Below are 11,499 nucleotides of genomic sequence, written 5' to 3'. Positions count from 1 at the left end.
CCGCAAGCCGAGCTGTGAAGGAGTATATGGCAACCCTCGACGACGCGGCTTTCGGCGCTGCCACCAAGGTAACGCCGAAGTTCGTCTCGCCGTCCGATCCGGCCGCCCAATGGACCGGCGCAATGCGCGGACCAGCATTTTTTGCATATTCAGATAACTATCTGATCGATGTGAAGGTTGGCATTATCATGGATGTCGAGGCGTCGCGCTCTATCCGCCAGGCGGAGGTCGGCGCGTCGCAGACGATGATTGAGCGGACGCAAGAGCGCTTCGATATCAAGCCTGAGCGGCTCGCGGCCGATACCGCCTACGGTTCAGGAGCGAACCTCAACTGGCTTGTCAAGGACAAGGATATCGCTCCGCACATCCCGGTGATCGACAAGTCGAAACGCGAGGATGGGACCTTCAGTCGGGAAGACTTCACGTTCGACAAGGACCGTAACGTGTACGTTTGCCCGGCCAACAAGATCCTCACGACGACGGGCAAGCTGGTCAACGACGGGGAGACACTTCTCTATCGGACAAAAGCGCGCGACTGTCGTGGTTGCCTGCTCAAGGCACAATGTTGTCCAAAGGCGTCCGTCCGCAAAATCCCGCGCAGTATCTACGAGGAATCTCGCGACGTTGCCCGGGCGCTGGCCAAGACGGAGGCGTTCAAGCAATCATCCCGCGACAGGAAACGTGTCGAGATGCTGTTTGCGCATTTGAAACGTATCTTGCGGCTCGGCCGGCTGCGATTGCGCGGGCCGTGCGGTGCCCAGTTCGAGTTCACGTTGGCAGCGATTGCGCAGAACCTTCGCAGGCTCGCCAAGCTCGTTGCCCGGCCACCGCCAATCGCCCCTTTGTGTGCTGCGTAAGCGTTGCAAGCGTCAGTAAAGTCGAGCGTAAGTCGCCCGCACCATCCAGCGGGTGACAGTGGATCGCTTCAAAAAATGCTCCAGCCCTCCTGCGGCGTCGGTATGCCGATTTCTGCAACAAAATCTGCCATGAACAGACATGCTCGTTAATGCCGGCATTAACGGACTGCTGGTGCGATTCGGCGCTTTTCGTGGCACGCGCCGGCTGCTAGTTTCCCGATAATGATTGGGGATGCATTGGGGATGCACCGGCGGCTCACGAATTGGACGGGAATTCGCGGCGCAATCGCAGCCGCGATCGCGCTACTGTCGCTTGTATCGGCATCTCCCGCCGCAGCCGAGAAGCGCATCGCGCTGGTGGTGGGCAATTCCGCCTATCAAAACATCACCCGACTCGACAATCCCCGCAACGATGCGACGCTGATGGCCGACACGCTCTCGAGCCTCGGCTTTACCCTGATAGGTGGACGCGCCCAGCTTGATCTCGACAAAGCCGCGCTCGATATCGACGTGCAGAACTTCGGGCGTCAAATCCAGGGCGCCGAAGTCGCGCTGTTCTATTATGCCGGCCACGGCGTGCAGGTGAGCGGCTCGAACTACCTAGTACCGGTGAACGCCAACCCGACCCGCGAAGCCGATGTCGATTTCCAGATGGTGGACGTCAATCTTGTGCTCCGCCAGATGCAGGGTTCGGGCACCCGACTCAACATGGTAATCCTCGACGCTTGCCGCAACAATCCGTTCGGCGCGCGCGGGCTGCGCTCCGCCGATGGCGGGCTTGCCCAGATGCGGGCGCCGGAAGGAACGTTGATCTCCTATGCGACGCAGCCCGGCAGCGTCGCCCAGGACGGCAGCGACGGCCACAGTCCCTATACGAAGGCCTTGGCGACGACCATCAAGCAGACGGGGCTCGACATCTTTCAAACCTTCAACCAGGTCGGCCTCGCCGTGAAGCGGGAGACGGGCGGATCGCAGCAGCCCTGGGTGTCCTCCTCGCCGATCGACGGCTCCTTCTATTTCGCCGCGCCCGCGGTGGCGGCCGGGCCGCAGGTTGCGATCGCGCCGCCGCCACAGCAAGAACTCGCCGGTACGCTGCGCGCGGACCCCGACTTCGTCCCGATTAAAGATGCCGCGCTGCTGCGCGAATTGAGCGAACGGCTCTACGAGCACAACTTCGACCCGGACGTCCCCGACAGCAAGACCGGCATGAAGCTCGCGATCAGCAAGTTTCAGGAAAAGAGCAACCTGTCGCCGTCAGGTGAAGCAACCGAAGGCGTGCTGACGCGGTTGCGCAAGATGGACGATCTGAAGCCATGGGGATCGATCGTCTATGGTCCCGATAGCAACAATTGGGGGATTTCCTGGAATCACAAGTCGCGCAGGGCGGCCGTGGACGACGCGCGCTCCAATTGCGGAGCAGGCCGATGCCCGATTGAACTGAGCTTCTACGGCCATGGGTGTGGGGCTTTCGCGGTTTCAGGCAAATCATGGTCGCTGGTTCAGCGCGACACCGTGCAAAAGGCCAAGGATGCCGCGCTTGACGATTGCGGGAGAACTGGCAAGTCTTGCCGCATCATCGGGGCGGTTTGTGCCGACGGATCCGGCCGCCAGAATTGAGCCCGGCATTTGGAAACCAAATAATTTATGCAGGACTTCATGCGACATCGAATTGAAATGTCTCTCTTTTATGTTTTGTTGGCGCTCCTCATCGGTCCAGCCGCAGCGCTCGCGCAATCCGGCTCTGCCGGCGGCAGCATCGGCAACGACGAAAAGTCGCTGTCCGGTTCTCGATTGGTCGAACCCGAACGACCCGCTCGTCGGAGCAAGCCGGAAGCCGAGGAACCGAGACGCTCCAGCTCTCGACGAGGCGGTGGTGGCGGAGGGGGTAATTTCGACGGTCCGTGGGCGTTTACCAGCGCTGGTTGTTCGGGCGCAGGAACGACCGCGACGGTTATCAGTGGAGGGCGATTCGTTACCCAGTTCAGCAGCGGAGCTGTTAGCCCAAACGGAGTGATTCACTCTGCCGGCGCCGGCAATGGATTGACATTTACTGCCACGGGTCGATTGGTCGGCAATAGCGGCAGCGGCACTTTCAAACGCTCGGATGGGTGTAACGGTACCTGGACGGGGACAAGGCAGTGACCGAGCGGGCGCGCGAAACCCGCCCATGAGGGCGGGCGATCACATTCCACGCTGTTCTATTTCGAGGGCTGCAACGTAGCGAGGGCCTTGGAACGCCGCGTCAAGCCATCTTGTGCCACTGCGGCCCACCGGGATTTCTGCCAACGACACGCTGTAGAGGTAGCTTTTTCAGTATCCAATTTACGTCAATGCAAATGCGGGAACTAAACATGGTTTTTTCTGCCTTTAAGAACCCACGGAGCTTTGCTGTGATCGCGGCGGTAGTCGTCGCAGCTGGATACGGCTCTGCTTCTGCCCAATCCGGTAGCTCCGGTGGCAGCATCGGAAATGACGACAAATCCTTATCAAGCTCGCGCGAGGGACAGCGATCGGTTGAACCCGAACGATCGTCAAAGCGGAGCAAGCCTGCAGGCGGTGGTGGAAGTTTCGATGGCGCGTGGACCTTTTTCGGAACGTCCACGAATTGCCAGGGCAGTGGTAGCGTCAGTGCGGTGATTTCCCGCGGCAAGGTCATTGGCCAAGGAAGCGGCTCCGTGAAATCGGGCGGGGCCTACTATGCGGTCCTGATCGCCGGTGACGGCGTTCGGCTTACGGCCAATGGAAGGCTTTCAGGTAATAGCGGAAGAGGAACCTATATGCGGGCAGACGGCTGTGGGGGCAACTGGACAGCTTCCCGCCAATAGGTCGAGGTCGCTGCCAGCTGACGATGCTCTCCTGATTTGCAACCTATGTTCGATCACCACAAAAATCAGCAAGTTGTACCGGTTCATGAACCGGTATGTCGGCAGACTTGCAATCGATGCGCAATCCGCTTTCTTGACGGGCCGCCCTTTTGAGCAGCTCGAGGTTACTCCGCGATGTCCGAGATGGGTCAAAGTGAGACCTCAACTAGCGAATGATCGATGTCCGTTTGTCACCTCAACAGCAGACATTGATCAGGGCAACGGCTAGTCAGCTTCGTGCCATGAGCGGAAATGTGCAGAGCCCACAGCTGCGCCATTGCCCTTCCGGTTAAGCCGTTTTACGATCGGTGGGTCGGGAGGTCCAATGGCGGGTGACCTGCGTCGATTAGCGGCAATCGTTGCAGCCGATGTGGTCGGCTATTCCCGCCTCATGGGTCGGGACGAGAGCGGCACCGTCGCGCGTCTGCGGGAGCACCGCAAGCAGCGCCTGGAGCCGGCGCTGGCGCGTCACGGTGGCCGATTGGTCAAACTCACCGGAGATGGTGCGTTGATCGAATTCCCGAGTGCGGTAGGTGCTCTTGGCGCTGCCATTGAATTTCAGCAAGCTATGGCCGACACCAACAAGGATCAGCCCGAAGACACCCGAATCGTGTTCCGTATCGGCATGGATCTCGGCGACCTGATCGTGGACGGCGATGACCTTTACGGTGATGGAGTGAACGTAGCTGCCCGCCTAGAAGCAGAGGCGCCGCCCGGTGGCATCGTCATCTCGCGCACCATTCACGAGGCGGTGGCGGGCCGACTCAAGGCCAGCTTCAACGATCTCGGCAAACTCGCGCTCAAGAATATAGAACGACCTGTTCAGGCGCTCGTCGTGAAATGGGATGAGGCAGACTGGAAGGTCAAGGCTCTCTCGGACGCCGCTGCGCCAGTTACCGTCTCCCCATCTTTGAATGTTGATATTCCACTGGAACTGCCCGACAAACCATCGATCGCAGTGCTGCCATTCCAAAACATGAGTGGCGATCCGGAACAGGAGTATTTTGTCGATGGCTTGGTCGAGGACATCATCACTGCATTATCGAACTTCAAATCTCTGTTCGTGATCGCGCGAAACTCGACATTTTCGTACAAGGGGAAGTCTCCCGACATCCGGCAGGTAGGGCGCGAACTGGGTGTGCGCTACGTACTGGAGGGCAGCGTCCGAAAGTCGGCGAATCGTGTGCGTTTGGCGGCGCAGCTGATCGACACACTGACCGGAAACCATATCTGGGCTGAACGCTACGATCGTGTGTTGGAAGACGTCTTCGCAGTGCAGGAAGAGGTCACTCAAGCCATCGTGGCCGTCATCGCACCACAGATCGACTCGGCCGAGCAATCCAAGGCCACCCGACGACGCCCGGACAACCTAAGTGCCTACGAAATCGCGCTTCGGGCAACGGTTCATGGATGGGAGGGAGACGCCAAATTAGATCAAACACTCATCGATCAGTCAATTCTGGAGGCACGCAAGGCGCTGTCGATCGATCCGAACAGCGTGCTGGCATTGCGTGCGCTTGCCCGCGCCTACGGAACTTCCGTGTTCTATTCGATAGCGGCGGATCGGGAGCATGCCATTCGGGAAGCCATGTCCGCGATCGCGCATGCAATCGAACTGGACGCCAACGATCCATCTGTCTGCGCGGCGCGAGCGATGATCCCTATTTATGGCACGCTGCTGGATCGTTATCCCGATGCGCTAAGGGATGCTCGACGTGCCTACGAGATGAACCCCAACGATGCGTATGTGCTGCGAATTCTCGCCATTGTTGAGACTCATGTGGGTGAACACGAGCAGGCGATCAAGCACTTACATCAGGTCTTGCGGTTGACCCCTCGCGATCCGCATAGCTACCAAACCTACAATCAACTGGCGTTCGCGAGTTTTGGCGCAAAGCGATACGCTGAAGGAATTGATTGGGCGGCGCGGGCGCTCAACGAGATGCCCCGCCATTTAGCGGCAAACGGCCTTCGCGTGCTTTGTCTCGTCGGCGCGGGAGAGATCGATAAGGCGAAGACTGCATTCAATGCGGCCTACGAGCTGGCACCGGAATTCTTCAGAACGAGGTTGGAGGGCTTCTCGGTGCTCGCCCGGCGCGAAGATCGTCAACGAGGAACCATATTCTATCGCGTCGCCGCGGGCCTAGAAGACCCAAGCGCAGCCGACGTGCTACGATGAGGCATCCCCTTGCAATGGATCGAGCCGACCATCACACAAACTGAAAGCAACAGCGTGTCTCGCCTGTAGCCGTGCCAGCAACCACATTTGACACGTCGGGCAAATCAGCGGCGCTAATTCAGGATGTGGACTCGTGAAGGCGCGCGGGAATTCACTTTACCTCTCCCCACCTTCTTGCGGTCCATGTGGGTCAAACTCGGACCTTGGGGCGCGTCCAAGCTTGGTCCGTTTACCCCTCGATAACGGACATGCGGCGACGACTGCGGCATGTCCGAAAAGTGCCAAAAGCGGTCAATAAGCTAAAATCGATATTTTGTCGGAGTAGAGGCTAAACGATCGTCTATTGTCCCTAAACGATGTCCCTCAACTTCAACATAGCGCATTCGCCGGATCGTAATCTCGGTTCGTTAAACTTCGTGCGAACCAGTAGGCGGCTTTCAAAGAGTGATTAGCGCGCGCCGCAGCCGGAAGGGAGCACATCCATGAAGCATTTATTGCTCGTTACTGTCGCTGGCTTGGCTTCGTTCCTAACACTTGCGCATCAGCAAGCAAATGCCGCCTCTGACGAATTAGACTATTTCCATGGATGCGTGAACCAAGAGATACCAGCCGCGCTACGGCGCTCCGTTATGACATACGGTGCCGACTTCCTCAACCGTGACCACACTGACATCGACAACAGCGTATTTGCAATTTGCAAGCAACGTTCAATCGATAGTTCACACCGCATCGATGAACCACCCTACGTCCACAAGACAATAGAGGCTCAGTTCAAGCAAATGCAAAAGATCGCCGAAATGACGAAGCAATTGCAACAGCAATGGAAGGACGACCCAGAGAAAGCTCTTGAGGATCAAGCGGTGCGGACTTATTCCATGTGCCTTGAAGGCAGTGCGCGGGCTCGGTCACGTACTTCCAACGATCCCCCGGAAGTAATCGAGCAGGCATCATTTGCGGCATGCGCGAAAAATAGACAAATCGTATTCGATACATTTCATAGCCATACTAATTCTTTCAGCCCCGAGGCGATGACGGCTTTGGAGCAGGAATTCCAGCGCAAGTTACCACAGATAATCGTCAAGACACGCGACGACGTGCGGCAAGCTGCGCACCAATAGACTACTCAGTAGTCTCGCTGTATCACGCACTGCCCACCAGCCGATTTCAAATCGGTACAGAACTCGGAGGCTGTAGCAGCGGTGTCAAATGGTCCAACTATTGCGCGATAATATATTCCTTTATCCCCAAGGTCGGCCCGTTTGATTAACGGCGCGCGCGACCCTAGCACCGACGGAAATTTGCTCTGCAGTGCTTTAAAAGCGGCCCGCGCGTCCGCCTCGTTTTGTCGGGACAAAACTTGCACAATGTAGCCGGTGGGTGCTTTGGGAGCGTTAGGAGCGCGTCCATATAGGACAAACAGCAGGCTGCAGAGGGCCGCAACCGCGCAGCTCCAAATTAGCGCTTGCTTCAGGTGATTGGACGTAAGTGCCAGCATCATAAAAACGCCTTATCGCGCGGAAGCCGTCGAATGCTAGCGGCCCCCAGTCTTACTAGGTTGTGCTCGCTAAGTTCGTCAACCTTCAACGCATCGAATGCTAAATTTTCGATGAAGCGGCGCGACTTCCGTTGTGGGTCAAAAGGCGACCTGACGGACGTGAAGTCCGATTTCCGCTTTACCACCTGAAGTGGACTCAAGCCGGACATCGCGGCATGTCCGAAACGTGCCAGAAGCGGAATTGGCCTTGGGTGGTCACGACTAGCTAGTCGCTCCTCTTCAAATCTCCGGACTGATCGAAATCGGACCAACTCGAAATGTTCGCAAGTTCACGATTGATCCCGTATTTGGATCCATCCAATCTGAAGTTCTTCTGAAAATACGAGGGTAACCACGGCAGCTTCCGTACGATAACCGGCGATAACCTCGCCACGACTCTAGGAAGCCCACTGGTGAGTCCGGGATTTGCGGGCATGCTTGGGTCAGTAAATCGATTTTGCGAGCTGGTTGGAGTCCCTATGGCGTTTGGGGGTCATGTATTCCAACCTGCGGCCAGCAAGAGAAACATGGTGTTGTAGCCCTCGAACCTGGCTTCAACCTGCCCGTCCTCGAACCCGTTCGCGATCATTTCGCCGTTAGAGGTGACTTCCCATTGCCATCGGGGCGGCTGGTGGGTCACTGAGACCTCAAGCATGCGCGAGCGATGCTTTTCCATCCTGCGAACATGCGCCCTGAATCGGGTCTTTGCCAGCCGAACCGGCTGCCATAGTTAAACTGACCAGCACTAGAACTTGAAAGGCCGATCGCGTGGCCTGAGAGAGTCGCTGGCGAGTCCGGGATTTTTTGCCGGCTGTCAGGGCCTCGGCCGATCGGCGCCAGCGTAGGGCTGGCGAGAATCGGGACGCCGGTGCAACATCAGGTGATCGTCAGTCGGCCGGAGGCCACATGAGACGTATCGCCGCTCTAGTAACCTTAGCCTTCGCGATGGCCGCCTGCTCTCCCGATGGCGAAGCGACGGGATCAATAAACAGCTGCGCAACAGAGCTATTCCCCGCTTACAATCCGAAAATTATGGATCAGTGCGTGGCCATCTGCAAGAAATGCGACCATGGTGTCACGACCACTTGCACCACTTCCTGCACGCTAAAGGGCGCACGCTAAGGACACATCGCAGGCAAAACCACGGTCAACTGTCCTTTGGTACAGGGGTCGGCCGATCTCAATATTTCGGCCTACGGTGACGCCGCCGCGATTTCCACTCGCGAGTTGCGTAACCTGCTGCATAGCCCGAAGCAAAAATTAGTAGAAGAACTACTATTCCAGAAAACCTGAAACCTTGGCCCGACTGTAATGGAAAGCCAGGGTTAACAGACGGAATTTGAGCCAGTTCCTTGGCCGCCTCAGTTGACGGCCTCTTTCATTAGATTGCCCCGGATTCGCTGGGATCCCGATTGTGCGGCCACCAAGGCTCGCCAAGTACGGCCGCGCCCACTCAGGTGCAGGTGGGGTTTACGGCGGCCGTGCAGGCCGCGCGATCGCTGGAAAACGCGACCCGCAATAAGGACGCTCCCGATTTGAAAACCGTTCCAACCACATTTTCGTGGGCTAATTAATGACCGATGCCGGACTGGGCGCCAGCGTATGGCTCGCCCGCCGTGACCGCTCGGCGCAAGGCTAACCTCGATCGCTTCTTCCCACTTCGCTTTCGATATACTGAAGATATCGGGCGGCGGTGTTCCGTAGCCGCTCCGACCGGTGCTCGTCGCAAATCTTCTCAAGCGCGGGAACGGCCTCTCTCAGGGTGAGTGCGACTTTCCTCTTGTTCTCGAGCTCCAAATCTGTCGCTAGCCGGCCCACGGGTCCTCGAAACACTCGCAGCGCAAGCTCAACCCATTTCAACTTGCTCGTGACGCTCGCCTTTGGGTCCGAAAGCCCGGATTCGATCGTAACCGGCATTTCTGCGAGCGCGTCGCGAAGCATTTTTTGCACTTCATGAGCATTGGACATCATGTTGAGTCCCATCGCCGCTCGATATGAGTACCCCTCAAGACGTCGCGCCGCGAATCCTAATAGTGAGGCGCGGACCTGAGCCCTCCGCCTCGATAGCAAACAGCTTTTGCGCGACCTGGTTGAGGTCCCGGGCGTTTTGGATGGGTCAAATCAGGAAAAACTCCTGCCCGCATTTGCAGCGGACCTTCGTTTCATGGCGGTAGACCGACCGGCTGACTTCTGAAAAGCCTTCTGGATATTCATCCACACGAAAACTGGGGTCTCTCATGTATGGGTGGGCGTCCTCGGAAACACGGGCTTCGCCGCCACCCCCGCAACTTGGGCAGAGAATATCCAACACAAATCGGTCGCGTGCAGCCATCCCCGGAATATGCGCCCGGCGGGCTATCCGGACAACAGCGGTTATTTCGGCCAGAATCGGCCGGGTCCGCTCAGAAAGTCTGTCCTACCCGACCTTGCGCTACATCATGGTCTGGTTCGCAGGGCCGTCATATCCTGACCAATGGCGAATTTCATTTTCAGGTGCCCGGCGACCAGCCTCAACGTCCAGCACCAAACGGATGATGACCCAGATATTTCCGAGAACGAATATGTCGGGATCATGTGCCCCGCCTGCACCAAGATGCATTTGCTCAACCGAAGGACCGGCAAGCTATTAGGCCAAGATGACGAATAATGCAGCCTCACGGATGCTGTTCCGGTAGGTCAGGGTCCCGTCCCTGTTTTGCTGTGCGGAATTGACTCGCTTTAGTTAGCACGACCGGCGCAGAATAAGTCATCACCGCTCCATCCTCGGCAGTACCCGGTGACTGAGAGTTTTGCGCTCCCGCCTGATCCAGCGTGAGTGTCACATGCCCAAGAATCCTCCGCCACCTTCCTGCCCGAAGTGCCACAAGCCAATGCATTACATGGTCGTCAAAACTGGCGGCCGGAAGTTCAGATGCGTTCAATGCGATAGCGTCGATCCAATGCGGATGTCTGACATACAGGCTTGGATCGCAAGCGAACTGCAGCCGCCGAAATTGCAGTAAGCCCGCATTGGATGGCCAAAGCCCCCGGATCGCGCCTGCTTGAAGTGAAGGTAATCGCCCTGGTGCCAGATCGGTGGGAATGGCAAGTCTGTGAAAGAGACACGCTAATAATGTCTGGCTACGCGACGTCGCGAGAATCGGCCCAAGGCGATGGTGATAGCGCCTTATTCCTATTGCTTAGGTTGAAGCTGTGACCCACCCCAAGCGGCCTATTTCGGCCAGTACCCGGATTCGCTGGATCCCTGCGCCACCAGGGCTCGCCAAGCACGGCCGCGCCCACGCGGGGGTGTGGGAGGGGCGGCGGTCGTGCAGGCCGCGTAATTGGAGGAGAACGCGACCCGTTGAAACAATGAGGCGTTCGACAAAGCGTTCCATGATATTCGTCAAGACTGAGGCGCGGACCTGAGCCCCGCGCCCCTGCTTTCTCGCTTGGTTGATCCCGATCAAAGCCTTCGAGATGATCTCGGGTAGGTTTTTGTCATAGCGAGCGGGATCCCTAGTCCTGTTGCGGTTGCTGCGTCAGCCTAGGCTTATTCTGAAAGCCACGTGGTTAGATCCGCACCTTCGAGCCTTCTTCCGGGTAATACCCTATACTTCCGACGATCCGGCCATGATCGGATTGGATCCGAAGATGACAGAACCAAAGACAGGCCTTGCCGGTTAAGAGCTCAAGGACGCTGTTCGCCTCCGCTGGACGTTGCAGGACATAAAGAGCCACCGCAGAGAAATAGTGCCGGTCAGCCCGGATGACCTTCGGATCCTGATCGACATGGGCCTCGTGGAAATGCGGGACGATGTTCCTGTGGTCACGCCCGCCGGTGATGTCGAAATAAGCTGAAAGGTTGCCGATTTTCATTTTGGAAAGCTGGGGCTGAAAGCGAAGGGGAAATGAAGCCTGTACGGAGTGGCGTGGGGATATCATTTGAACGACGATAAAAGCCCGCTGATAGGTCTCTTGAGCTGCATTGTATGCAAAGAGACAATGAAGATTGAGAAAAGCGCCCCCGACGCTGAAGGTAGGGACATCATTCAATATCGTTGCAGGCGGTGCGACAGAATTGAG

At 57.5% G+C, this 11,499-nt stretch carries 6 protein-coding genes and 1 pseudogene; 4 read left to right on the top strand and 3 right to left on the bottom strand.

The features are described from left to right. The 4 genes from E8A46_RS03995 to E8A46_RS03975 form a co-directional block, all read left to right on the top strand. Window positions 1–857: transposase (locus E8A46_RS03995; protein WP_291557768.1), on the top strand; the 857-nt coding region annotated here is incomplete at its 5' end. A 243-nt stretch (window positions 858–1,100) separates the two neighbouring features. Further along, window positions 1,101–2,474, top strand: coding sequence for a caspase family protein (locus tag E8A46_RS03990; RefSeq protein ID WP_291557766.1), 1,374 nt, complete (start codon window positions 1,101–1,103; stop codon window positions 2,472–2,474). A 1,572-nt stretch (window positions 2,475–4,046) separates the two neighbouring features. Continuing rightward, on the top strand, window positions 4,047–5,900 hold the full coding sequence (locus tag E8A46_RS03980) for an adenylate/guanylate cyclase domain-containing protein (protein WP_291557763.1): 1,854 nt from the start codon (window positions 4,047–4,049) through the stop codon (window positions 5,898–5,900). A gap of 482 nt (window positions 5,901–6,382) precedes the next feature. Then, window positions 6,383–7,018: a hypothetical protein gene (locus tag E8A46_RS03975; RefSeq protein ID WP_291557760.1), complete on the top strand. Its 636-nt coding sequence runs from the start codon at window positions 6,383–6,385 to the stop codon at window positions 7,016–7,018. Window positions 7,019–7,023: 5 nt separating this feature from the next. On the opposite strand, the pseudogene E8A46_RS03970 reads toward E8A46_RS03975, so the two are convergent. The 3 genes and pseudogenes from E8A46_RS03970 to E8A46_RS03960 form a co-directional block, all read right to left on the bottom strand. Beyond that, window positions 7,024–7,272: pseudogene (locus E8A46_RS03970) on the bottom strand (SPOR domain-containing protein); the annotation flags it as partial. Window positions 7,273–7,927: 655 nt separating this feature from the next. After that, the gene (locus E8A46_RS03965) at window positions 7,928–8,089 is read right to left on the bottom strand and encodes a hypothetical protein (protein WP_291557758.1); all 162 of its coding nucleotides are present in this window, start codon (window positions 8,087–8,089) and stop codon (window positions 7,928–7,930) included. Window positions 8,090–10,986: 2,897 nt separating this feature from the next. Beyond that, window positions 10,987–11,499, bottom strand: a 513-nt coding sequence (locus tag E8A46_RS03960; protein WP_291557756.1) for a hypothetical protein, incomplete at its 5' end; no start/stop codon positions are given.

Origin of the sequence: Bradyrhizobium sp. (assembly GCF_004799445.1) — a bacterium.
Taxonomy (GTDB): domain Bacteria; phylum Pseudomonadota; class Alphaproteobacteria; order Rhizobiales; family Xanthobacteraceae; genus Bradyrhizobium.
Note: the sequence above shows the minus strand (reverse complement) of the source record. Positions and strands in the feature narration are given on the sequence as shown.

Bases quoted from the DNA above. Each gene is read 5' to 3' on its own strand.
- E8A46_RS03975 (WP_291557760.1), top strand. From the start codon at position 6,383: ATGAAGCATTTATTGCTCGTTACTGTCGCTGGCTTGGCTTCGTTCCTA.
- E8A46_RS03980 (WP_291557763.1), top strand. From the start codon at position 4,047: ATGGCGGGTGACCTGCGTCGATTAGCGGCAATCGTTGCAGCCGATGTG.
- E8A46_RS03990 (WP_291557766.1), top strand. From the start codon at position 1,101: ATGCACCGGCGGCTCACGAATTGGACGGGAATTCGCGGCGCAATCGCA.
- E8A46_RS03965 (WP_291557758.1), bottom strand. From the start codon at position 8,089: ATGCTTGAGGTCTCAGTGACCCACCAGCCGCCCCGATGGCAATGGGAA.